28 protein-coding genes and 2 pseudogenes are annotated in these 24,610 nt (G+C 33.3%); 10 read left to right on the top strand and 20 right to left on the bottom strand.

All coding sequences use genetic code 11. The features are described from left to right. Window positions 1–8: 8 nt before the first annotated feature. The gene (locus tag JFU18_RS01140) at window positions 9–329 is read left to right on the top strand and encodes a hypothetical protein (protein ID WP_002168197.1); all 321 of its coding nucleotides are present in this window, start codon (window positions 9–11) and stop codon (window positions 327–329) included. A 54-nt stretch (window positions 330–383) separates the two neighbouring features. Here the strand turns inward: JFU18_RS01140 and JFU18_RS01135 are convergent, their stop codons facing one another. From JFU18_RS01135 to JFU18_RS01115, 5 genes are all read right to left on the bottom strand, one after another. Next, the gene (locus tag JFU18_RS01135; protein ID WP_201033937.1) at window positions 384–1,919 is read right to left on the bottom strand and encodes an MDR family MFS transporter; all 1,536 of its coding nucleotides are present in this window, start codon (window positions 1,917–1,919) and stop codon (window positions 384–386) included. A 23-nt stretch (window positions 1,920–1,942) separates the two neighbouring features. Further along, window positions 1,943–2,650, bottom strand: coding sequence for a polymer-forming cytoskeletal protein (locus JFU18_RS01130; RefSeq protein ID WP_201033938.1), 708 nt, complete (start codon window positions 2,648–2,650; stop codon window positions 1,943–1,945). A 25-nt stretch (window positions 2,651–2,675) separates the two neighbouring features. Then, window positions 2,676–3,386, bottom strand: coding sequence for a bactofilin family protein (locus JFU18_RS01125; protein WP_201031230.1), 711 nt, complete (start codon window positions 3,384–3,386; stop codon window positions 2,676–2,678). A 13-nt stretch (window positions 3,387–3,399) separates the two neighbouring features. Next, window positions 3,400–4,023 carry a YhbD family protein gene (locus JFU18_RS01120; protein ID WP_201033939.1) on the bottom strand — a complete coding sequence of 208 codons (624 nt, stop codon included), beginning with the start codon at window positions 4,021–4,023 and terminating at the stop codon, window positions 3,400–3,402. Window positions 4,024–4,181: 158 nt separating this feature from the next. Then, window positions 4,182–5,957 (bottom strand): SgrR family transcriptional regulator, encoded by a 1,776-nt coding sequence (locus JFU18_RS01115; protein WP_201034599.1) that lies wholly within the window; start codon window positions 5,955–5,957, stop codon window positions 4,182–4,184. A gap of 62 nt (window positions 5,958–6,019) precedes the next feature. On the opposite strand from JFU18_RS01115, the gene JFU18_RS01110 reads away from it, so the two are divergent. Beyond that, the gene (locus JFU18_RS01110) at window positions 6,020–7,225 is read left to right on the top strand and encodes an MDR family MFS transporter (protein ID WP_078176546.1); all 1,206 of its coding nucleotides are present in this window, start codon (window positions 6,020–6,022) and stop codon (window positions 7,223–7,225) included. Window positions 7,226–7,239: 14 nt separating this feature from the next. On the opposite strand, the gene JFU18_RS01105 is transcribed toward JFU18_RS01110, so the two are convergent. From JFU18_RS01105 to JFU18_RS01070, 8 genes are all read right to left on the bottom strand, one after another. Then, window positions 7,240–7,944, bottom strand: a complete 705-nt coding sequence (locus tag JFU18_RS01105; RefSeq protein ID WP_201033940.1) for a YjgB family protein — start codon at window positions 7,942–7,944, stop codon at window positions 7,240–7,242. Window positions 7,945–7,968: 24 nt separating this feature from the next. Next, complete coding sequence (locus JFU18_RS01100) at window positions 7,969–8,814, bottom strand: DUF5700 domain-containing putative Zn-dependent protease (protein WP_002165597.1); 846 nt, start codon at window positions 8,812–8,814, stop codon at window positions 7,969–7,971. Window positions 8,815–9,068: 254 nt separating this feature from the next. Then, the gene (locus JFU18_RS01095) at window positions 9,069–9,464 is read right to left on the bottom strand and encodes a hypothetical protein (protein ID WP_002084959.1); all 396 of its coding nucleotides are present in this window, start codon (window positions 9,462–9,464) and stop codon (window positions 9,069–9,071) included. A 92-nt stretch (window positions 9,465–9,556) separates the two neighbouring features. Beyond that, window positions 9,557–9,799: a GlsB/YeaQ/YmgE family stress response membrane protein gene (locus tag JFU18_RS01090; protein ID WP_002013368.1), complete on the bottom strand. Its 243-nt coding sequence runs from the start codon at window positions 9,797–9,799 to the stop codon at window positions 9,557–9,559. A 124-nt stretch (window positions 9,800–9,923) separates the two neighbouring features. Continuing rightward, window positions 9,924–10,889, bottom strand: coding sequence for a nucleoside hydrolase (locus tag JFU18_RS01085; RefSeq protein WP_078203356.1), 966 nt, complete (start codon window positions 10,887–10,889; stop codon window positions 9,924–9,926). A gap of 77 nt (window positions 10,890–10,966) precedes the next feature. Then, on the bottom strand, window positions 10,967–11,155 hold the full coding sequence (locus tag JFU18_RS01080; protein ID WP_002065918.1) for a DUF3970 family protein: 189 nt from the start codon (window positions 11,153–11,155) through the stop codon (window positions 10,967–10,969). 69 nt (window positions 11,156–11,224) lie between these two features. Then, on the bottom strand, window positions 11,225–12,010 hold the full coding sequence (locus JFU18_RS01075) for a class I SAM-dependent methyltransferase (RefSeq protein WP_137059162.1): 786 nt from the start codon (window positions 12,008–12,010) through the stop codon (window positions 11,225–11,227). Window positions 12,011–12,228: 218 nt separating this feature from the next. Continuing rightward, entirely contained in the window at window positions 12,229–12,567 is a 339-nt protein-coding gene (locus JFU18_RS01070) for a hypothetical protein (RefSeq protein WP_002127815.1), read from the bottom strand. Between the two features lie 485 nt (window positions 12,568–13,052). Here JFU18_RS01070 and JFU18_RS01065 point away from each other — a divergent pair, with 485 nt between their 5' ends. After that, entirely contained in the window at window positions 13,053–13,205 is a 153-nt protein-coding gene (locus JFU18_RS01065) for a YqbF domain-containing protein (RefSeq protein ID WP_078176551.1), read from the top strand. Window positions 13,206–13,374: 169 nt separating this feature from the next. After that, a pseudogene (exsC, locus tag JFU18_RS01060) lies at window positions 13,375–13,807 on the top strand (exosporium protein ExsC). 88 nt (window positions 13,808–13,895) lie between these two features. On the opposite strand, the gene JFU18_RS01055 reads toward exsC, so the two are convergent. Beyond that, window positions 13,896–15,226, bottom strand: a protein-coding gene (locus JFU18_RS01055; protein WP_201050192.1) for an IS3 family transposase whose coding sequence is annotated in 2 segments (ribosomal slippage) — window positions 13,896–14,842 and window positions 14,842–15,226 — 1,332 coding nt in all. Because the reading frame shifts where the segments join, the coding sequence is not laid out codon by codon here. Window positions 15,227–15,579: 353 nt separating this feature from the next. Between JFU18_RS01055 and JFU18_RS01050 the strand changes: the two genes are divergently transcribed. From JFU18_RS01050 to coaW, 6 genes are all read left to right on the top strand, one after another. Beyond that, complete coding sequence (locus JFU18_RS01050; protein WP_002032512.1) at window positions 15,580–16,782, top strand: MFS transporter; 1,203 nt, start codon at window positions 15,580–15,582, stop codon at window positions 16,780–16,782. A gap of 165 nt (window positions 16,783–16,947) precedes the next feature. Then, window positions 16,948–17,250 (top strand): hypothetical protein, encoded by a 303-nt coding sequence (locus JFU18_RS01045; protein ID WP_201033941.1) that lies wholly within the window; start codon window positions 16,948–16,950, stop codon window positions 17,248–17,250. 179 nt (window positions 17,251–17,429) lie between these two features. After that, window positions 17,430–17,798 carry a hypothetical protein gene (locus JFU18_RS01040; RefSeq protein ID WP_002127817.1) on the top strand — a complete coding sequence of 123 codons (369 nt, stop codon included), beginning with the start codon at window positions 17,430–17,432 and terminating at the stop codon, window positions 17,796–17,798. 176 nt (window positions 17,799–17,974) lie between these two features. Beyond that, a complete protein-coding gene (locus tag JFU18_RS01035) occupies window positions 17,975–19,174 on the top strand; it encodes an LL-diaminopimelate aminotransferase (protein WP_044444173.1) in 1,200 nt (399 codons plus the stop codon). A gap of 54 nt (window positions 19,175–19,228) precedes the next feature. After that, entirely contained in the window at window positions 19,229–19,627 is a 399-nt protein-coding gene (locus JFU18_RS01030; protein ID WP_001021821.1) for a 3-hydroxyacyl-ACP dehydratase FabZ family protein, read from the top strand. A gap of 27 nt (window positions 19,628–19,654) precedes the next feature. Further along, complete coding sequence (gene coaW / locus JFU18_RS01025; protein ID WP_201050190.1) at window positions 19,655–20,476, top strand: type II pantothenate kinase; 822 nt, start codon at window positions 19,655–19,657, stop codon at window positions 20,474–20,476. Window positions 20,477–20,491: 15 nt separating this feature from the next. On the opposite strand, the gene JFU18_RS01020 is transcribed toward coaW, so the two are convergent. The 6 genes and pseudogenes from JFU18_RS01020 to JFU18_RS00995 all read right to left on the bottom strand — a co-directional run bounded on the left by JFU18_RS01020 (window position 20,492) and on the right by JFU18_RS00995 (window position 24,314). Next, window positions 20,492–21,001 carry a 2'-5' RNA ligase family protein gene (locus JFU18_RS01020; protein ID WP_201033942.1) on the bottom strand — a complete coding sequence of 170 codons (510 nt, stop codon included), beginning with the start codon at window positions 20,999–21,001 and terminating at the stop codon, window positions 20,492–20,494. A gap of 119 nt (window positions 21,002–21,120) precedes the next feature. Further along, window positions 21,121–21,600, bottom strand: a complete 480-nt coding sequence (locus JFU18_RS01015; RefSeq protein ID WP_201031237.1) for a CcdC family protein — start codon at window positions 21,598–21,600, stop codon at window positions 21,121–21,123. 32 nt (window positions 21,601–21,632) lie between these two features. Then, a complete protein-coding gene (locus JFU18_RS01010) occupies window positions 21,633–22,304 on the bottom strand; it encodes a DUF4052 family protein (RefSeq protein ID WP_172805423.1) in 672 nt (223 codons plus the stop codon). After that, window positions 22,301–23,174: pseudogene (locus tag JFU18_RS01005) on the bottom strand (ATP-binding cassette domain-containing protein). Before JFU18_RS01005 ends, JFU18_RS01010 begins: the two are co-directional and overlap by 4 nt. Continuing rightward, the gene (locus JFU18_RS01000; protein WP_000805181.1) at window positions 23,171–23,551 is read right to left on the bottom strand and encodes a GntR family transcriptional regulator; all 381 of its coding nucleotides are present in this window, start codon (window positions 23,549–23,551) and stop codon (window positions 23,171–23,173) included. Before JFU18_RS01000 ends, JFU18_RS01005 begins: the two are co-directional and overlap by 4 nt. A gap of 169 nt (window positions 23,552–23,720) precedes the next feature. Beyond that, window positions 23,721–24,314, bottom strand: coding sequence for a DUF4825 domain-containing protein (locus JFU18_RS00995; protein ID WP_201033944.1), 594 nt, complete (start codon window positions 24,312–24,314; stop codon window positions 23,721–23,723). Window positions 24,315–24,610 lie beyond the last annotated feature (296 nt).

Raw genomic sequence — 24,610 nt, 5'->3', positions numbered from 1 at the left:
TTAAAACAATGACTAAAATTAAAGTATATCAAGTAAAAGAAGAAAATATGGAAGCAGTAAAAAACATTATTGATGTTGAGGAACAAAACCCAACTGCTGAAAACTTACAAAATCTATACGCATGTGTGTTAGATACTGAAGATATGGCATTGCCTGAATCATACGTTGAAGAAGATATCTTAATTGATTCTATGGAAGTTATGGTTAACGCTTCTCAAAGCAAGCTAAGAGACTTAGGTACATATGATGTAATCGAAGTTCAAAACAAAGGTAAGAAAACACAAATTTTATTATTAGCAGACGAAGAATACGAAATTATCGAAGGCTAATTCGACTCCGTACATAAGAAAAAGCTCCTTTCAAAATTGAAAGGAGCTTTTTCTTTACGCTTTTGATGTTTCACTTTTCACCTTGTTTTGTTCTTTTTTATATACCATGCGCTCATTTCCCATAAAGAATACGAATACGAACGCTAAACTTGCGGGGACTAACGCCCACATAAATGTCTGAACGATTGAACTAGAGAGAGCTTCAATAATTTTATCTAATATTTGCGGCGGAATTTGAGATCTTGCCGATTCTGATAGAATGGCTCTTGAATCTCCTAAAGCGTTTGTATTCATTCCCCCGCTCATACCTTTAAACGCTTCTTCTAATTGATCCTGGAAACCAGTTCTTTGAATCATTCCGAAGATTGTAATACCAAGTGTCATACCTAATGAACGGATGAAGTTACTCGTTGAAGTCGCAGACCCGCGTTGCTCCATACCGAAGTTATGAATAGCAGCCATACTTAGTACAGAGAATGAGAAACCAACTCCAAAACCGATAATAACCATATAAATTGTTAATAATATACGACTTGTTTCTGGCGTTAATGTACTTAATAAGAATAATCCGATTAGCATAATTACAGCAGAAATAATCATAATGTTTCGGTAGCTAAGTTTCGATGTTAAAAATCCACCTAACTGCGCTGTAACTACTGATCCTAACATCATTGGTAATAACAATAATCCTGAGTTTGTTGCCGTACCACCGTATACACCTTGAATAAATAACGGAATGTACACAGTTGCTGACATAAATGCCGCCCCGTAACATAAGGCAATAATTGTACTCATTCCGAATAGACGTTGTTTAAACATCTCAAATGAAATGATTGGTTCTTCTACTTTTCGTTCAATAACAATAAAAGCAATTACTAAAATAGCGAACCCAGCAAATAAACTTAAAATAAAGCTAGAATCCCAATCATACTTTTGTCCGCCTAATTCTAAGGCGAACATTAAACAAACTACTGCACCAACTAAAGTAATTGCGCCAAACCAATCAATCTTTTGTTCTCTATGAACTCGTGACTCTTTATAAAATAATGTAATAAAAATAAGTGCTAAAATTCCAAGTGGTAAGTTAATATAAAACACCCAGTGCCGACTAATATAATCCGTAATATATGCGCCAAGTAATGGCCCGAAAATACTTGATAAACCAAATACTGCTCCGAATAAACCACCCATTTTCCCGCGCTTTTCTGGAGGGAAAATATCAAAAACGATAGTAAATGCGATTGGCACTAGTGCCCCGCCGCCAATACCTTGAATGGCACGATAAATACCTAACTGTGTAATATTTTCAGCAGTTCCACAAAGTGCCGAACCAATCATAAAAACGATTAAACCGAAAATAAAGAATCTCTTTCTACCATACATATCTGATAGTTTACCGAAAATCGGCATACCTGCCATTTCTGCGACCATATAGGCAGAAACGACCCATACAAAGTTTTCAAGGCCTCCTAAATCACCAACGATTGTTCCCATCGCTGTTACGACAATGGTATTATCCATTGATGCCATTAAAATCCCTAGCAATAAGCCCGCTACAACAAAACCGAGCTTATTATTCTTCTCAACCATAACCTTGCTCTCCCTCATACTACTTATATTTGTTTATGCTCTTTTACGACTGCATTACCTTTCTGATTAAAACTAGTATGATATTCTACTACACTAATTTCACAGCCAGGGCCAATTATAACATGATTTCCTCTTACTACGTCTGCTATTGTATGTTCTAAATAAATATCATCCCCTTCAATAATTGATGTTTGAAGGCTTCCTGCATGACTTGTAAAAGGAATAACTCTCGCTTTTTTACGTACTGTAATCTTTTTCCCACCGATTTCTCTCACTTTACTTCCTTCATAACGAAGTGAGATTTCAATATTTTCAGCATTAAGCAAACCATCACTTTCAAGACCACCAGTTAGTAATAATTCCTCTACTTCTATATCTCCCTTTACATTTAAAGCGCCTTTCACATCTACGAAATCACCGGATAGCTTCCCTTTAAACTCTATCATACCTCTAACTTTTGTTTTATTAATTTGTCCGTCGCCTTGTACTTGGGCATTGCCATATACTTTTACATATTCCGCCTCCATATTCCCCTGTACTTCACTATCTCCATACACGACATAATTTTTCGCTTTCATATTGCCACGTACTTCACTCGTACCATACGTTTTAAAATCATTACAACTCATATGATTAGAAATTGTTCCTTCGCCGCGTATCTTTACTTTGTTATAATCTCCACCTGCTGAGCTACCTGATCCATTTACAGTAAGACTATGTTGATTTTCCATACCGATTCCTCTCTCCCTTTTAAACTTAAACTTGCTTAATTTCTTTTACATTTGCGCTTTTATCAACAGTAAGAACCCCAGTATATTCAATTAGTTCAATCTCACAGTTCGGCCCTACAGTAACATTGTTTCCCCTTACTGTTTTAATGTGAGCATAATCAATATCGATATTGTCACCTTCTAGCAGTTCAGCTTCTAACTGTAAGCCAAATACTGTTTTAAATAGTCTACTAAAAGCACTCAATCTATGTTTTACTTTAATGGTTTGGCCACCAATTTCTTTCGCTCTACATGTACCATGAATATTTATATTAATTTCATCTGCGCTTAATAATCCACCAACTGTAAATTGTCCTTCAGAAGAAAAAACATCAACCTCGCAATTACCATCAATCGTCGCTTGACCATTGATTTTAAATTCTTCACCGGTGACATTACCACCTATCGTCCCTTTTCCTGCAATTTTTAAAGTGGTCGCCTTTACATCTTGTGTAATTGTCCCTTTCCCATCGATTCGCATCATTTCTGCACTAACTGTACCCTCAACTTTACCTGATCCGCTAATTCTCGCATCGCTACTTTTCAAATCACCAGTAACAATTCCGTAACCATTACATTCAAATTGGTCGCACTCAACGTTTCCATTAACAGTTCCTTTTCCATTTAGTTGCACTTTATGAAACTCTCCACCGTTTGATGAACCATATCCGTTTATAATTAAATTTTCTGTACGCATTATTTCTCCTCCACTACAACAGTTTAGTTTTTAATGCTTCGGTAAATTTCATAATTGCTACACGTAAAACAATCTTTGTTCCCTTTTCAAAAATTAAATCCTCAACGCTTGATACTAAGAAGCATGTAGAAATCCCTAACTTCCGAATAATAACTAAGTCACAATTTTTATGTTTAATCGCTTCATAATTTTCACGTAAAACTTGTAAAACCATTTTCCCTTCTTCTAAACTCACGTCTCCTGATTGAAGAAGTTCTTCTAACACGTATACATAAAGAATCTCTGCAAATTGAAAATCTTCCGTTTTGTTCGTTTGCTCCATGAAAAATTGTAAAACAGGTTCTGATGTAATTTCTTTACGAATGAGATCTTCCTTTGCTAAAAGAATCTCTGTTACGCTTGGTGAAAACATATTTGCCAATTCATCAAGCGATAGATCCTCTTTCATCGTTTGAATTTTATCAATACGCTCTAATATCTTTTCTTTCGGAAAAAATGTTTCCTGACCTGTGAACGTTGACTTCCGTACAAACCAATCTTCCGGTATTAAATTTTTTCTCTTCCACCTATATAACTGTCCGTATGAAATACCAGTTAACTCTAATAAATCTTTTTTTGAAATTAAATTTGTAATCAACTGTATATCACTCCTTCCTAATAACAATGTAACATAACACTGTTACGCTGTAAATGAACTTTTATAACATGTAGCGTAACAATGTGCAAAACAAACTTCATTTCCATACAAAAAAGGTTCTTACACATCTTACAAAAATGCATAAAAACCTTTATATATCAAGCCTTAAACCATATTTGATAAAAATCAATCCAACCTTGTGGATTGATCATTATATTTTGCACTTTTTCGTGTGAACTTACTTGCTGTTTGTTACGATATAAAGGAATAATATGAATTTGACGTAACAATGTGTCTTCAATATCGTGTAACAGTGTCATCCGTTTCTCTAATTGATTCTCTATAAAATAAGACTGCAATACTTCGTTAAATTTTATATTGCTATGTTGATGAATAAAGCTGTTTTTTGTAAGAAACATATATAGTAAACTTTCTTCAATACGCTCACTAATTGTCGCACTATCATGTATTATATCAGCCTTTTGTATCGTACTTGTTTGCAATAACTCTTTTGTTTCAAGAAAAATGACTTCAATAGTGACACCATACTTCGCACACTCTTTTTGTATCCAATATGAGTCTTCAACATGATCTTGTTCTGTAAATGTATATAGTCGCAGTGTTTCATTACGGTAAGAGCTCTCTTTAATAAGCGTATATATGTCCTCATTTATATGTATAGTGCCACCCTTTGTTAGAACCAATTCTTCTGCTATTTCTCCGCGCGCTCCTTGCAATTCCTCGATAAGCGCATTGCTATGAATGATTTTATGTAGAGCTTTCCGAAACATCGTGTTTTGCATAGGTCCTTCTTTTGCGGTATTTAATGTAATGTATGTTACATTCGACTCAAGTCTAGTTAGTTCTTTATGATGCTTTTCTATATTGTTATAGTGTGCTTTCGCTAAAATATCGCACGTATTTACGCTGTGCTCTACATTCCATAATTCAATTCGATCGAGAAATGGTCGCTCGCGAAAATATAAATCATTTGCTTCTAATACGAATACATCCTCATTCTTTTCACATAATCGAAACGGTCCAGTACCGATTAACCTTCCATCTCCATCTTCATTTACAATAGAACACTGTTCTGTACTTAAAGCATGTAAAAACAACTTATTATCTGTAGATAAACGAATCTGCACAATGTAGTCATCAAGAATATGTAAACTTTCAATGTGCTGTAACATCCAAGCATGCGGGTTATTTTTCTCTTTCAAGAATCGTTTAAATGTATGTACAACGTCATAAGCAGTAAATTCTTTCCTGTTATGAAACTGAACACCTTTTCGTAAGTAGAAGGTCCATATATATTTCTGGTCATCATATTCCCAATAAAACGCAAGTCTTGGCTCTACACTGTTTGTATTTCCGTCTATATACACTAACGTGTCGTATATATGCTTTACCATATGACATTCCGAACGCATCGTAGCGTATACAGGATCTAATGCAATATCTAGATTCATTTGGACTTGCAAACGTAGCACATCTCTTCTCCCTTTAGATGTCCTTTCGACTTGATAACCGAATATCGAATCAATCCACGTTTGAAATTGCGTTTGAAGTGATGGAAAATACGAGCTATATCTTTCAATAAATGCACTTCCACTTTTTACGTCCCCTTGTTTCGTTATTTCTTTTCCTCTTTCTAAAATTAAAGAAAGTGGATGTTTTTGAAATAACAACTTTGAACGATTTCCTCTCCCTCGGCCTGGAAACCACATAATCCAATTAAATTCTTCTAATTTTTTTATGATTAATTTACTATTTCGCTCTGTACAAAATAATGTTTCAGATATATTTTGTATAGTTATTTCTAATTGTTCTCCCTCTGCTCTCCCATTTCCATACTGGAGCCACAGGTGCATATATTGCTCCAAAATAATCATAAAACGCCCCCTAAAAGATGAAAAATCTTCCTCTTTCATTCTACCCTTTTTCATTTCTGGCTTCCATCTTATCATTTCAATATAGAAAGGAGGAAATAAAAATGAAGTATCTTTTAAAACGTTATAATAAGCCTATTCTCATTCGATTGTTCGGTGAATTGTTAGTCCGAACGACTGAAGCGATGTTAGCTATCATTTTTATCGTTCATGTTAATAAAGCGTTAAATGGTAATGTCATCGTTACAATGCTTCTTTTCGGATTACAGCCTCTCGCTGATATTGTGTTTACATTAATCGCTGGGGGTGTAACAGATAAATACGGCCGAAAGAAAATAATGTTACTCGGATTACTTTTACAAGCTTTTGCCGTAAGCGGCTTCGTTTTTGCTGAATCGGTCGCCTTTTTCGCCTTATTGTATGTAGTAAATGGTATTGGACGCTCTTTATATATTCCGGCACAGCGAGCACAAATCGCTGACTTAACGAAGGAAGAACAACAGGCAGAAATATTTGCTGTTCTGCATACTACGGGAGCAATAGGCTCTGTAATTGGCCCATTAATCGGCGCCTTTTTCTATACTAGTCACCCTGAGTATTTATTTATTTTGCAAGGTGTAGCCCTTACGCTATATGCTATTCTCGTTTGGACGCAGCTTCCTGAAACGGTCCCACTCAGACAAAGCGTTAATAAAACTAAAGAAGTATATTCGCCAAAACAATTTATTTCAAAGCATTATGCTGTGTTTGGACTTATGGTTTCTACACTACCTATTAGTTTTTTCTACGCTCAAACCGAATCAAATTATCGTATATTCGCCGAAAGTGTATTTCCAAATTTTTTATTCATACTCGTATTTATCTCAACTTGTAAAGCAATCATGGAAGTTATGCTCCAAATTTTCCTTGTGAAATGGTCTGAACGATTTTCTATGCCTAAAATCATTGTTATTTCCTATACTTGCTATACGTTAGCTGCGATTGGCTACGGTTATTCCACAACAATATGGTCATTATTCTTCACATTGCTCTTTTTAGTAATTGGGCAAAGTATAGCTTTGAATCACTTACTACGATTCGTTTCACAAATCGCTCCAAGTCATAGACGCGGATTATATTTTTCTATATACGGTATACATTGGGATATTTCAAGAACTTTCGGGCCTTTTGTAGGTGCATTGTTATTAAGTAAATTAAACGGTAGTACTCTATTTTATATTTGCGCCTTCTTATTAATAATCGGTGGTATCATTCAAGCTTTTTTTGTTCAATCGTTAGAAAGAAACAAAACAAAAGAGCTGTCCCTATAGGAACAGCTCTTCATTTAACCTGCCATTTTATTAATACTATCCTCCGGTGAGAACACAGAAATATGATGTACTTTACCAGTTGACTTTGGAATAACGAATTTCAATTCAAATTGGTCATTTACTTTATAAACGTATATTTTGTCATTACTATTTACTTTAACAGACGCTGGTTTTCCTAAAGCCTTTTCGATTTCTTGCAACGTAATCGATTTGAGTTCTGAATGATATGAGCGAACGTCAAAGACTTGAGATCCTTTGTTAAAGCCAAATGCTACATTTTTACTTGTAAAAGTTGCATACATCCCGTTGCCTGCTTGATCAGTTTTATCTGCTTTTCCCCACTCTTTTTCTATTTCCTCGATGTCACCTGTATGTGCTGCATATGGTACGTTAGGTACTTTACCTTCTTTCGCTTGCTCAAATAAATCTTTTACATGGTTAATTGATTTTTGATTAAGTACTGTATTTTTCGTATTAGACTCCGTTGAAGGTTTTACCGAATCATGACCTTTTGGTTTTTCCACTGGTTCTTTCTCTTTTTTGGGAGCAGTCTCTTCATTCTTTTTATCCGTTTCTGACGTATCACTCTTTTTTTCCGTACTATTTTCTGATGTTGAATTAGTTTGCTTCTTTTCCTCAGCGTTAGTACATGCGGTTAAAGCCGCTACACACGTTAAAGTTAGAAAAAATATAAGTACTTTCATATATACTTTCATCATTTTCAGCCTCCCTCTTCAACATATTCACTTTTGTAACCATTCCATTACACTACTCTTTAAATTATTTTTAGTCCAAAAAGTAAGTGCTTCGCTTTCCCCGAAAGTATTCACAATATACTCCATATACGATGTTCCTAAAAAATAACCGAGTCGGTTGCATCCGAAATAAGTCCCTCCTGATAAACGGAACCATTCTTTCTCTTTTTCATCTGTCCACCCTTTAACATAATCTTGTAAAAAATGTTTCTTAATATGATCTTTATGTTCTTCATAGCAATACAACCAATCGTCACCATCATTATCATATGAATAATAGACTGATTTACTTAATCCTTTAGCTATTCTTTGCGATAAATATGTCGCGACTCCCTCACGATATAAACTAACCGCTGCATCAGTCCATTGTGCTTTAGTCCAATCCATTCCACTCTCTTGCAATACGAAATTATGATATATATGACCAATTTCATGAGCAACGATAACACGAAGATGCTCCCTTTCAGGAGATAATTTTTCTGCCGAAAGAAATATATCCCCAATAATATCTCTTTCTACAAATGCATTGGAGCCAAACCCACCTACAAATAGATGAAAAGTCAAATCTATATTAAAACCAAATTGAATGTGATACTCCTCACTAATTTCTTGAATAATAGATGGTAAAGTTTCCGAAATAATACGGATGTCTTTTAGTTTTTCAGGATATTTTTTAATTGCACTAGAAAGACGTTCTTCCGTCTTAGGACAATGATAATTAAAATACTCTTCAAATGCTTCTGGATACATATCATAATATTTGTCCAAGTCATGTAATCCTATATCATCGCTTTCCAAAAGCTTCAAAAAGCTTGGAATTGTATTGTTAATCATCTTATTCATCTCCTTGTATACACCTTCTCTCCATACTCGCTATATCCTTTTTGTAACTTGAATTAAACTGCTACAAAATCTCCTTTAAATGCAAAAAACCAGCAGAAAGTGAATACTCATTCTCTGCTGGTTTAATGTTTTGTTCCTTCTGAATCTTATTCAAATCATTTGTCATGATCAGAAATCCATTAAGATTAACTATTTATATAATTAAAAAAGCTGTCCTATTAAAGGACAGCTTCAATTATGTATTTTTATACTTCGATAGATTTACCATCTTCAACGATATGGTAAAGTAAGTGCGCTAAATGATGAATTGGACCATTTTCTTCCTCTTCTTCATTTGTCTCACCTTGGAATTCAAGATCATTTAAGTATAGTGCTAAAAATTGATAGAACAATTTCAAATCAAATCCGTAGCAAGCACTTGGTTCTTCATGATCTCCTTCATATTGTAACATTAAGTATTGCTCGTTTCCTTCTGTATCTTCAGCATCAAAGAATACGAAGAAACCAACGTTTGTATCTAAATCAAATAGATGACGAGTACCTTTTTCTGTTGCTTTCTCGAAGTCCTCTTCACTTAATTTATGTACTGTTGTTGCCTTTGCATTATCCTCTTGATGAAAATTTACTGTAAATGATTTCAATGCTGACACCTCCTGATTGTATAACAGTAGCATAACAGATTAGACAACATAATACAAAGGGACTGCTTACAAATGTAAACAGTCCCCTGTATTCATTTCCGCATTGCACGGAATATAAAGCTTACGATGAAAATCAAAACAATCGCGCCTATTAAAGCCGGAACAATCGCATATCCGCCTATAACAGGTCCGAATTTACCAAGTAACGCTGTACCAAGCCAAGAACCGACAATACCTGCAATAATATTACCGATTACACCGCCAGGTACATCCTTCCCAGTAATTAAACTTGCAAACCATCCTAATATACCACCAACGATTAAAGACCAAATCATATCATTTCCTCCTTTATAATTGACCAATAAAAATTATAATCAGAAACAATTGCTTACCATTAGTTATGTTACATTTTTCGTAAGTTATTCGTCTTATGAAAATCATTCAAATCTGCTCACCCTTTTAAGGACAATCTGGCTTCAATATTGTTCTCATAAATTCGTCTTTAAACGCTTGATAATTAAATTCAACGGCAATTTTTTGTATAGGACGATTATCAAACGTCGTTGGCTCAGCTATTTTTCTAAAATCTGCAACACTTTGACCTCTCGTTACATCATTCGTCGTACTAATCCAAACTGCTGATTTTTTATATTCAAAAATATCATCATTTATAAATGAAATGAACGGAAGTAAATCGTGAATCGGACTCCCAGCAATACCTGGATATTCTTTTTTGTAAAAGTTCTCGTAATAAAAATCGATCATTGGCTTTATGAGTTTCGCCTGCCCTGTTCCTTCTTTATCAATAATATCGACCATTTCAGGGGTAATAAGAGCACGCTGCGTTACATTTAACGGATATATTGTAGCATTCTGCGCATATTTCATAACGATATTCGCGGCAATTGGATCGCCGTAAAAATTAGCTTCTGATACAGGTGTAACGTTTCCCGGAAATAGAAAAGCACCGCCCATTATATAATAAGAACATACTCGATTCATTAAATTGGGGTACAATAAAAATAATGTTGCAAGTGTTGTTAATCGTCCCGTCGCGACTATAATAATATCTTCTGGACAAGGCTCAATTAATTTAATCAATTCACAAAAATTTTCTCTGTCACAAATTCTCATTTTCGGTGGAATAATTGGACCTAAACCGTGATCCCCATGAATTTCAGGGAAAAACAAAGGTTCTTCAGCTGTCATTGGTCTACTGGCACCTTCAATAATCTTCACTTTTGTAGCATAGTATCTTTCTAAAAAATAAACATTTTCCGTTACAATTTCTCTTGACACATTTCCATACTCTGCAACGATACCTATAATATCTAATTTGCATGTTTTATTCGCATAAATTAAGGTTACTGCATCATCAATACCAAAATCTCCGAAAAAGATTATTTTTTTATTAACATTCCTCACCCCTCTCCAGCATAATCTACTATCATTATTATGCGAAAAAGACAAGGTGGTGAAACGGAGATAATTAAAAAAGCCGCCTATTTATTGGCGACTTCAATCTTTTTATAAGATAAATATGCTAGTATACTTTTGCTTGAATCATATTTCGGATTATTCCCTTTTCTCGGTTCTCTCATATGTGTTTTTTCAAACCCAGGAATGTCAGGCATTTTCTCTAAAAATTCAAGCATCTCTTCCTCAGTTCCCTCAATACGTACACGAATCATTATTACTATTCCTCAATTCTCATTTTCTCTGTACTAAGTATATCGTACATCAGAAAGACTGCAAGAAATTTATCTTTTTAATGTTGAACTTTTTTTACATACGAACAGTGCCATTTCAGTATAAAACGATTCTATTTTATTGTTTTCAAATTGAATTTCGAAAAATTCTTGCATTTCATTTGATGTTTTCATCATACACTCTGTTAACTTTACACGTTTTTGCATAGGAACATCCATCATATCGCACCACCAATCAAAATCGAACTTCTTGTCAAAAGTATGACATGACTGCATTTGCAAACCATGTTTTTCTAATAAAGTAATCCATTCTGTTTTTTTCAAAGCTCGTTCATGGCTTGGATCTCTCTTCTTTTCGATAAAGTTATAAAATGTATCAAACTCATTATTTTCTGGTGAAACGTTATCAATTAATATAAATAACCCATTATCTTCTAACGTTCGATTTACTTCAAAAATAAATTGCAAAGGATCAACAAAGTGATGTGCTGCAATTCGGCATGTAATTGTATCAAAGGATTCATCAGCAAATGGTAACCTTTCTGCATGTCCTGCTACAAATGATACATTTTCATGTCCGTTCCCTTCTATAAAACCTTTTGCTTTTTCTAACATTTTTTCTGTTAAATCAAGAGCGACTACCTCTTTGAACATTGGGGCTAACAAATTAGCAACATGTCCGCCACCAGTAGCAATATCAAGAAGACGAGTATTATGACGAGTTTCAACTTGCTGAACTACATATTGTAAATCCAGTCCTTTTGCATGAATTTTACTTTTTACATACTTCTCTGCATTACTACCAAATTGTTGTTTCACAAGTTCTTCTTTACTCATTTTTATCATCTTCTTTCTATAAAGTATTATATTTAATTTATAAGTTCTCTTTATATAATTTCAAATCCTCTTTTAGTTTAGTCTCGTCTCTTGTATTAGAGACCTTCTATCAAAAAAATTTAACTCTTTTATTTTTAAGCACAAAACAAAAAAGGTTATGGGGAATTATCCCACACCCACACAAAGTATCTCTTATATTTGAGGATCTTCTTACACGTCTAATCCCCCTGTAACTTCACAATAACTTCTACTTCGCTATTAGTAGCCTCTCTTGCATGCAATCCATATTGGTCCATGCCAATCCATATCCACCCAGGACTATCATAAAGAATATCTATGTTGAAATGCTTCAACTTAGTAAGCTCTGACCTAATAAATTTATCCCTACTAGCGATTTCCTTATCAAGCAAGCCATATTCTTTCCCATTTTCAAATAGTGCTATCATCTTTCCTGCAAGTGGATGTATACGAACTATAAAGTGATATTCTTTTTCATTTATATTCGCTACAATCGTATTAGAATCAGGTACATCACATCTAGAATTCGGCATATTCATATCGGTCAGCTCCTTTATTGATTTCATTAATATCGTAACAGGTTAATATTTAGATATTATTAATATAATGTAAAAAATATAAAAGCTGACTTCCCTTTAGAAATCAGCTTTTACACATTGTTTATCTTTAAACCTTTTTACAAATTTTATAATGTTTCTTTCTCTTCATCATTTCCGGAAACTAAATCTCCTAAAACATCCACCGTAACTTCAACTACAAATTCACAAATCCCTGCTACAACTTCTCCAATTACTTCCTCCATCTTTCTACCCCCTTGTTTTATGGAACCTATTTTTAGTATAGAAGATACTGGTTAATTTTAACTATCGGCAAAGGTGACAAAAACATTACAGATTTGTAAGCTATTTCAATGTTTTTTTGAATTTATACTTCTCCCCTTTGAAACTTTAAGTATTATTAACAACCAGATAGGTCATCATAATATAAAGTATTTAAGAATCCTAATTTAAAGGAGGCGTGTAAAATATACTACGTAAAACTAATTAAAGGTCAATCTTTCTATGCTTTTGATCATCGTTTCTTAATATCCGAAGAAAAAGAGGTTTCAGAGAAAATTTTTAATTACTTACGACGGAATGAATTCTTCGAAGTACGTAAAGAGGAATACTCTGCCTAATGTACAAACAGCATCGAGAAACAACTCACAGTATTGTGACTCTTTCTTGATGCTTTTATATTATCGCCCCATATTCAACTTTATTCTCAATTCTATTAACATCTTCTAGTATATGTCTAAGCTAATTTATCGTTACTTTCATATTTTAGTATATGAGGAGGTAACAAATATGACTCATATCATTGATTACCAAGCTACTCAACCAATAAATAAAACGGGTGAAACAACTTTTGTAATTCCCCATTCCCCAAACAAAGCAATTCTAGCAAATATTAAATTGAAAATTTCAAGAAAAGATTCACGTGATAATCGAGTAGAATTTTGCTACAGTTGGGGTTAAAGGTATAACTGACATAGCACAAATATTATTTAGAATTTTCCGTGATAATACAGAAATCTTCAACGCTCAAGTAGGTATTGAATCTACAGATTCAGAGCAATTCTACGCTCAAACATTTCAAGCTATTGATAAAGATGTAAGCTGCGGGACTCACGAATATTCATTAACTGTGGAAAATCTAACAAATGCTGCAAGTGCAGACGTTGTTGGCCCTCTATCTTTTAGTGGTTTAGCTATTGGACAAGATCATAAGTGTTGCTAAAGGAATCTATTGTTTGATGTTGCATTTGAGAAAAGTGAGACGTAGTAACTATAATCTGTACCCTTTGTAAAGGACATTTTGAAAAAAGTTAGGCAACATCAAGAAGATGATTTCTGTATCCAACAGGAGTCATCTTTTTTAAATTCCATTGATATCTATAGTGATTATAGTACGTCATATATTTCTTAATCTCTTGTTTCAACTCAGTAAAAGACTCGCAAGGTTTTATATGTGCTTCATCTTTCAGATGACCAAAAAATGATTCTTGTGGAGCGTTATCCCAACAGTTCCCTCTTCTTGACATAGATTGTCCGAGCTTTAGCTTTTTGACTAATTTTTGGTAGGTAGGGCTTGTGTAGTGGGCTCCTTGATCTGAATGAATATATGCACCTTCAGTCAATCGAATCCTCTTATTCCGTTTTAGTTTATGAAGAGTTGTTGTTACGAGGTCTAATGTCATCTGTTCTGAAACATGGTAAGCTAAAATTTCATTGGTTGAGCCGTCTAAAATTGTAGATAAATAAGCTCTTTTATTCTTACCGTAAACTAAATAAGTGATATCTGTAAGAAGCGTTTTTCCTGGGGTGTTTTGTTTAAATTCTCGATTTAATTGATTCGGCACTACTCGATGTTCTTTTGAAGCTTTCAGCATTCTTTTATAAGGATTTGCTTTCCGAATCGGACAGACAATCTCATATTTTTTCATGATTCTACGGATACGCTTTAAATTGTAGACAACTTGAAAATGACCCACCAATGTCATTTTTATTTGACGAGCCCCTTTCTTTCGATTTCTAAATCGAAGTGCTTTTAATATGATTTCTTTCACGATTTCATCTTGATTGTTCTTTTGTTTCCGTTGTTCTTGAGATGAAATGGAAAAATAATTATAGTATCCCGAACGGGATACACCGACTACTTTACACAAATAACTCACCATATTTCTTAAGTTATATTTTATGATGACAGAACGAATCAGGATATATTTCTGACTAGGTGATAAAGTTATTTCCTTCTCATCCTCCCTTCCATAAGTTTGATCTTTTTTAACAATTCATTTTCTGCCTTTAGTAAGTTCCGTTCGGCTTCTAAACGAGCATACTTCTCTTCTAACGTAAGCTCTCTCTCAAGAGTTCTTCCCGCGTTTTGGCGTGTATCTCGCAAACCAAATACACCATTTTTTCTGTAAGCAGCACGCCATCTACTTCCTGATGACATAATTCGTTTCATTCCAATCATATCTATATCAAAACCACATTCTTCAAAAATATTTCGAGGTAGTTTTCCTTTCTCATTTTCCTCAATAAAAATACGCTTAAATTCATCTGTATAAGTGATACCTTTCTGACTTACAGATTTTATGTAGGGGTTATTTGATAGAATTTGAATGTCTCTTTCTGTAAATAGCTTTTTTGTCATTTTGAACTTTCTCCGATCCCAATTTTCTCTCATTATACAAGAAATACCCTATAGAATAGACTTTTTTTCAGTGTCTATTCTATAGGGTACATTTTACTACGTTCTCACTTTTTTATTTTCTCTATGTTTTTCTTTATTTTCAATTTGTATTTAATCAAGAGTTTTTCACATTTTGAATTACTTATTTCATCATATAATTAATCAAATTTTCAACAAATCAAAAAGATTGAAATTCACTAATGAAACACGTAATATAGACTCTGACTCTAAAAATAGCGCGTTAAAAAATAATGAATAAATTAGGAGGTTTTATATACGAGTTGTTAATTTTAAAAGACTGAGAGGTTTAAATTATGTGGCGTAATAAAAATGTTTGGATCGTATTAATTGGGGAGTTTATTGCTGGTCTAGGGTTATGGCTTGGTATTCTTGGTAATCTTGAATTTATGCAAAAATACGTCCCTTCTGATTTTATGAAATCCGTTATATTATTTATCGGACTGTTAGCTGGTGTTCTAGTCGGTCCAATGGCTGGGCGTGTCATTGATCAATATGAAAAAAAGAAAGTTCTTCTTTACGCTGGATTTGGTCGTGTTATTAGTGTTATTTTCATGTTTTTCGCTATTCAATATGAAAGTATCGCTTTCATGATTGCATTTATGATTGCACTTCAAATTTCCGCGGCATTTTATTTCCCTGCATTACAATCTGTAATTCCACTCATCGTTAATGAACATGAGCTATTACAAATGAACGGTGTACATATGAATATCGGTACAATCGCTCGTATTGCAGGTACTTCACTAGGTGGCATTCTTTTAGTTGTAATGAGTTTACAGTATATGTATGCCTTCTCAATGGCAGCATACGCTTTATTATTCCTCTCAACTTTCTTCCTACAATTTGAAGATAAAAAATCCGCTACATCAAGTAAACAATCAGCTAAGGATAATAGTTTTATGGAAGTATTTCGTATATTAAAAGGAATTCCTATTGCTTTTACAGCACTTATATTAAGTATTATCCCTCTATTATTTATAGCTGGATTCAATTTAATGGTTATTAACATTAGCGAAATGCAACATGACCCAACGATTAAAGGATTCATATATACAATTGAAGGTGTAGCATTTATGTTAGGTGCCTTCGTTATTAAACGTTTATCTGATCATTTCAAACCTGAAAAGTTACTATACTTCTTCGCAATTTGTACCGCTTTTGCACACCTTTCGTTGTTCTTTAGCGATATTAAATGGATGGCACTTGCCTCATTTGGTTTGTTTGGATTTAGTGTAGGCTGCTTCTTCCCTATTATGTCGACAATTTTCCAAACGAAAGTCGAAAAAAGCTATCACGGACGTCTCTTCTCATTCCGTAATATGTTTGAAAGAGTTATGTTCCAAATTGTCTTACTTGGAACTGGCTTCTTCTTAGATACGATTGGGTTACAATATATGGTTCTCATCTTCGGAGTTATTTCGTTGTTGATTATTTTTATTTCCTTATCTAAGCAGAAACAATTTAAAAAACAAACGTCACAATCTGCGAATATATAAAACTAATACTTCTTAAGAATGGATCCCGTATTTTACTGGGTCCATTCTTTTTGAATTTCAGGGATTAAAATCTATTTTCTTTATGTAGTTCAAATATTTAAAGGAGTATCCCCTACTACTTTCGAATAAAATAAATTATAGATTTTTCAAAAAGGAGCTGTGGAAATGTCTTATGGCATCCAATTATTAATTATCCTTCTTTTTTCATTGGTCATGTTTGGCGTCCTTAATTTTTTAGCCATTTCCTTATCTCAAAATAACTTTAAAAGAAGGATTGTTGCAGGTTTCCTATTTTTATTGTTAACTCCCATTATCTTTTTGACTAATACAGCACTCACATCTATATTCGATAAAGGTGGTTTGGGAGTAGCTAACCTAGTCTTCGTTATTTTAAATGTATATATTGTAAATGGAATTGTCATTCTTCTTTCCGCTTCATTTATCCTCAAAAGACATAACATAAGATAGAGTACTAGGCATGAATCTAGCATTACACTAGATTCATGCCTTTTCATTTTAAAAATCTCACCTTTCTCCAAATTTTTATGTGAAATTTAAAAATTCTTTATGAAAATTTAAACTTTATTTTTTACAATATTCCTATCGTATTCGCACGTTTATAAAAACGAATAAGAAAGGAGTACACAATGAAAAAGTTTCTATTTATTTTCCCTATATTAATCGTTCTACTTAGTGGATGTAGCAATAATGATATATACGGCTCTTGGGAAGTCATTGATAATAAAAAAGGTGAATGCCCTGTATATTATAAATTTGAAACAGTTGTGAAAGAAGAAAAGAAAGAAAAGGTTGTTCACAATTTAGTGGAAATGCAAACAACAAATAAAAAAGAGGATTTATTTAAAGGATCGTTTGTTAAAAATTCTAACGTGTATCGTATTGATTATGGTAACTCGTTTACATCGGATCAATCTTTAAAAGTTGTCGATAATGAATTAAATGTATACTTTTTTACAACTGAAAACACATGTACATATAAAAAAACAAACAATTAATCTTCATTTATAACGTAGAAAATATTTTCTACGTTATTTTTATATTTCCCCTTATTATCCTCCCTCTAAATTTGTCAATCGTTTTAATTTTCATAAAAAAATGATAAAATGTAAACATGTGTTTTCAGAATAATTAAAAATACAGACAGAAAACACTGTTTTTAGGAGGGGTTTTGATGACTTACACTTTAGCAACTAGAATGAAAGCATTCCAATCTTCTATATTTAGTGAATTAGGGGCCTATAAAAAAGAGAAAATTGCAGCAGGTCATAAAATGATCGATTTAAGTATCGGGAATCCTGATATGCCTCCTGCTGATTTTGTGAGAGAAGAAATGGTACATACAGCAAGTGCAAAAGAAAGTTACGGATATACGTTATCTGGTATTCAAGAATTTCACGAAGCTGTAACTGAATATTACAACAACACTCATAATGTTATATTAAATGCTGAAAAAGAAGTTTTATTATTAATGGGTTCACAAGACGGACTCGTTCATTTACCTATGGTTTTTGCAAATCCGGGAGATATAATACTAGTTCCTGATCCAGGATATACAGCTTATGAAACAGGAATTCAAATGGCCGGTGCAACATCTTACTACATGCCATTAAAAAAAGAAAATGATTTCTTACCTAACTTAGAAGTTATCCCTGAAGAAATCGCCAATAAAGCAAAGATGATGATTTTGAACTTCCCAGGAAATCCAGTTCCAGCAATGGCACATGAAGATTTCTTTAAAGATGTAATCGCATTCGCGAAAAAACATAATATTATCGTTGTCCATGATTTTGCTTATGCTGAATTTTATTTTGATGGTCAAAAGCCAATTAGCTTCTTATCTGTACCTGGTGCAAAAGAAGTTGGCGTTGAAATTAATTCTTTATCTAAAAGTTATAGTTTAGCTGGTAGCCGTATTGGTTATATGATTGGTAACGAAGAAATTGTCGGCGCGCTTACGCAATTTAAGTCTAATACAGATTACGGTGTGTTTTTACCAATTCAAAAAGCTGCATCCGCTGCATTACGACACGGCGCTGCATTTTGCGAAAAAAACCGTGGAATTTACCAAGAACGTAGAGATACTTTAGTGGACGGATTCCGCAAATTCGGTTGGAATGTCGATAAACCAGCTGGAAGTATGTTCGTTTGGGCTGAAATTCCGAAAGGATGGACTTCGCTAGAGTTCGCTTATGCACTTATGGATCGTGCAAATGTCGTTGTCACACCAGGCCATGCATTTGGTCCTCATGGCGAAGGTTTTGTACGTATTGCACTTGTTCAAGATAAAGTAGTATTACAAGAAGTAGTTGAAAACATTAAAAACAGCGGTATTTTCTCTATTGAAAAAATAGAAGAATTAGTTAAGAATTAATAATAACTCCCTGCTTAACTTTAGCAGGGGTATTATTATTCCTGGAGGTACGATATGAATATTAAAGATACTCTTCCCCATCGCTATCCATTTTTAATGATTGATAAAATTACAAACGTTAAAGAATCTCAATCGGCTACAGGATACAAACTGATCACAAATAACGAGTGGTTTATTAATAAAAATCAAAACTATATGCCTCATATGCTAATTGTAGAAGCACTCGCTCAACTTAGTGCTTTTGTAAGTACAGGTGAATCTGAAGGACTTGGTTTCCTCTCCTCTTTAGATGGGGTGGAATTTCATGAAAATGCGTATCCCGGTGATAAACTTGACTTACATTATGAATTAACACGTAACAGACGAGGTTTTGTTCTTGGGAAAGGAATTGCCTCTGTAAACGGTCAATCAATCGTTACCATTGAAAAGCTATTAATATATCAAGCTGATTAAACAGATTACATAGTGAGGGGTAGGGAAATGCGGAATATTGTTGGTATTGATGTCTGGGGAACATTAACAAAAATTGCTTACTTTAACCTAGAGAAAAAATTATGTTTTGAAAAATTTTATTCATATGAACAAGAAAGAATTAAAGAATGGCTTCAAAATCATAATTCAATTACACAATTATGCATTACAGGTGGTAAAGCTAAACAGTTAGAAGAACTACTTTCAGGTTCATATAAAATAGTAGAGTTAAACGAGTTTGAAGCAACTTTAGTAGGAGTACGCTACATACTAAAAGAAGAAAAACGTGCTATAAACAACTTTGTATTAACAAATATCGGTACAGGTACTTCCATTCACTATGTTCACGACAAGCAATATGTTCGCGCTGGTGGAACTGGAGTTGGCGGTGGTACTATTATGGGTCTTTCAAAACTATTAACAAATATAGATCATTTTGAAGACGTGATTCCACTTACGAAAATTGGTTCAAGAAACAGTCTAGATATTACAGTTGGAGATATTTATGGCGGGATTCTCTCCCCTCTTGATAATAACTTAACTGCTAGCAATTTCGGAAAAGCGACCATTACAGACTCAAATTATAGTAGTTCAGATATACTAGCTACCGTTCAAGGACTTGTCGGTGAAGTCGTCACAGCATTAAGTCTTCAATTCGCCGAAGCAAAAAACATTGACCATATCATTTACATCGGTTCTACTCTATGTAATAACGTACATCTTCAAAATATTATAAGTAGCTATACAGAATATCAAAACAAAATACCTGTCTTTTTACAAGACGGCGGTTATAGTGGTTCGATTGGTACTTTACTTCATGGTATGAAATAAAAAAGCTGACTTTTGTCAGCTTTTTTGCAATGGTACTTCAAATTCAATAATTGATTCTCCATTCTCACCAATTCGTTCCACACTAATTTTATCAATTACACAATTTAACTTCTCATGAAAACTAGGAATATCCTTCGCTATTTCAGCCGCTAACTCCGCGCTATCTTTTCTCCCAACTGTTACATGTGGTATGTATGGAATATCCGTTCTAAAAAATTGTAGTAAAGGACCTGTATACAATCTATCGTGCAATTCTTCTATTTTTTCTTTCCCTCTTTCAACTTCCAAAAATAGATACTCTCCCTTGCTACTTATCCGGTTAGCAAACTCAATTTCAATCGGATGAACCCCTTTCGCCACTTTCAAAATATGTAATTCCAGCTCATCATTTGAAATGGAACTTTCAAACGGGAATACAATTGTTATATGAGGAGAAATTAATTCAAATAAAGGATCATGATTTTCTCTCATACTCTCTATTTCATCTATGGGCATATTATGTAAAAACAGTAGAATTGTACGCACTTTTATATCCCCTACTTCCCCTCAATTTTTTTATATTTATCATATTGTATGGTAGCGTGAACCTCAACAAATTATTTTGCTTGCATATAAAAATAAAAAACTTCTCATTTGAGAAGTTTTCATATAGCATGGTTATTATTTTCTCGCCAAACTTTCCTAAACTTTATATAACAAGCAATTCTCCACGGAATAATATACGATACTGCAACTACGTAAAATAATAAACCTATTGTTTGCTGATCTAAGTCAACAATATATTGTCTTGAACCATATCTTAAAATAACAATTCCGATAAAAGTAATTAAAAAGGCAGCACTTTTTTTCGTATAAATGTTTCTGTCTTCTCTTCGCTCATAGTTTGTTAGAAATATAAGTGGGATTGCGAAAATCACCCCAATGGATGCTGCTATAGTCACTTGTACTATAGCTGGATGTACTGGACCAAAAAACAATAAAATGCCCGGTGTTAAAAATAGTAATGGACACAAAATACGTTTTCCCGTTCCCTTTATCGGCTTATACATAGAACGATAACGGCGCCAAAAAATTAGCAGTGCTACGCATAAAAAGACGGTTATTAGTGAAGAAGTATCTCCCATACAGTCTTCCTTCTCTCTTCAAGTAATTGTGCTTAAATCGTATCCTCAAAAGAAACTTTACGAATAAATAGAGCGCCAATTATAAAGTATATTAAAATAAGCACTATCGAAATTGATATAAAATTAGGTATATCAAGTAACGATTTACTATCAATAAATACCAATTCTTTCAAACCTACCTTACCATAAATTGTACTCGTCAACCCCAAGAAAAAAATCACACTAAAAGCAAAGCCTATCCAATTAAATCTTTTCTGAAAAATAGTTGTTAATTGAAATAAGCTAGCTAATAAAAGATAGAACACGAACTGTGCAAAGAATTGTTCGATTGTATGTGCTCCTAAATTTATATGTTTCGTTTCATAAAATGTACCTTGTAAAAGCAAAACCTGAAGAAATGAAAAAATTACTGATTGTAATATGATAAAACATACTGAACCAATAAAGAATTGTAATCTAGTAACGCCAAATGAGACAACTGTACGAAATATGTCATCTTGAACAAGAAAAACACTTGCCACAATAAATATTGCAATTGCAATAGATGAATTATTGAAGATGTCATGTAAAAATGCTACCTTTAGTCCCTTTATATCAGTTGCAGTTGTTGTCCATTTTATAAGTAATGCCACACACCAAAAGATAAGAACAGCCTTATAATGAAATTTCATATGTAACTTTAATTGTTTTAAAAGCATTTTCATTTCACCTCACTATCTGTTAGATAAATAAATAGTTTTTGCAGTGTTACTCTGTCTATTTCTAACCCTTCAGTTTCTAACAGCTCATAATCTCTAGCAGAAAGATCTTCCCATATCACAGAAATCTCTTTATTCCCATACAACTCTTGCTTTACAACATTTTTCCCCATTAAAAAATTTGTCACTTTATCTTTATGTCCTGATATTATGTGTCCTTTTTCTAAAAAATCTTCCACAAAGGATTGAACAGCTAATGATCCTTCTTTTAATATGATTACATTTTCTATAACATGGGACACTTCCTCAACTAAATGTGTTGATAAGATGATTGTTCGTGGATATTCACTATAATCTTCCAATAGTAATTCGTAAAACAACTCTCGATGTGCTGCATCTAAACCGGTAGTCGGCTCATCAAAAATAGTAATTGGTGCTCTACTAGCTAAACCTTTAATAATACCAACAATTGTTTGCATACCATGGGATAAATCATAATATTTTTCTTTTGCATTCAATTGAAATTTTTTAATAAGTTCCTCAGCATATTCTTGATCCCAATTTTCATAAAACATGTTACACAAATAAAAAACATCTTTTACCTTACTACTTAAATTAATGTTTTCTTTCACCTTTACGATACAAATATTTTGCATCGCTTTACTATTTTCAAAAACATTTTCACCAAATACAGCTACGCTTCCACTACTTGAAATAATTTGACCAGATAAGTATGTTTAATAATGTCGTTTTCCCCGCTCCGTTTCTTCCAAGCAAACCATATATTTTATGCTCTTCCAATGAAATAGTTACTTCGTTAACAGCTAATTTCTTTTTATATTTTTTAGACAAGTTTTTCGTTTCAAGTGCAATCATCCCTCTTTCCCCTCCTTCGTAATTTTGTGTATCATGTCCATCAATTCGTCTTTTGATATTTCTAGTACTTTTGCTTCTTCCCACACTTTAGGTAAATACTCAGTCATAAAAACATGCTGTCTTTTTTTTAGTACAACTTCTTTTGCTCCCTTTGTAACAAACATCCCGATCCCTCTCTTTTTATATAAAATCCCCTCATCTACTAGTAGATTTACTCCTTTTGCAGCTGTAGCCGGATTAATTTGTAACATCTTCGCAAATTGATTTGTCGACGGAACTTGTTCTTCTTCAAGTAATATGTCTTTTAAAATATCAGATTCAATTGTTTCTGCAATTTGTATGTATATTAACTTATTTTGTTCTAGAGTAGGTTTCACGATTTCACCACCTTAGGTTCATAGGTTCATCACTTGTGTAATTAACCATAGCACAACGTTATATTTTTTTCCATAATTTTCATCAAAAAAAGAATCATTCGATACTGAATGACTCCCTTTAAAAAATGTCCGTATTTTCAATCGTAAAATAACCACATCTTCCTCCATATCACTTAAATTCCCGCACAGGATGTTCATTAAAAAATTGCTTTCGAAAATCTTTATTATTAACTAGCTTTTCTATTTTTTCTTGATTACCGTAAAAGAAATTCATTACGATTCCCTTATTCCATATAAGATCATCCTTTGGCAAATCATTAAATTCTTTATACAGTATGGGTAAAAGTTCTTCTCTTTTTAATGCAAAACTTTGATTTTCAATCTGAAACTCATACCCTTTCGCATTCGGTACTAAAACTGCAAGATAAATAGCATTAAAGAGTAAATTCTTCTTCATCGTATCCTTCCCATCAAACCAATACGTCTCAATCATTTCTTCTGTAAGATTTCCATTCTCTTTTGCACCATATTCCACTTTAATATTTTCATTTTCTAAATTTAAACTTTGAACTGTTTCACCACCAGGTAAGTTTGTAACAATCGCAATAACGTCGGAATTATTTCCAACGTATGTCCCCGTATATTTTTTAAAAGCCCCAGGTTCAATATGTGATATTTCTTTTATTTGCTCCCCATTAGAACAAGCAGTAACAACTAATAAAATTGTTAGCATAATACCTGCTATTCTATTCATATAGTTCATTAGACACCACCAAGTTCTATTTATTATCCAATCCATACAATGTATCCTTTAAAAAGCCCTTTTAAATATACGCATTTTAATCAAAATTAAAAATTTTCACTTTTCATGTTTACAATTATCCATTAATTGTATATAATTACTAACGTAAGAAAAATATTCTAAAAGGAGGTCGAAGGAAATGATGAAATTACAACTACATGCTTTAACTTTAGCGTTAACTGCACCTGTGTTTTTCGGACAATTAAATATGAATTCGACCACCCTAACGGAGAATTGAAAATCGTACTTTATTTCTA

This window comes from Bacillus sp. TH22 (assembly GCF_016651015.1).
Lineage (GTDB): Bacteria > Bacillota > Bacilli > Bacillales > Bacillaceae_G > Bacillus_A > Bacillus_A mycoides.
This window is presented reverse-complemented; position numbering and strand designations above follow the sequence as displayed.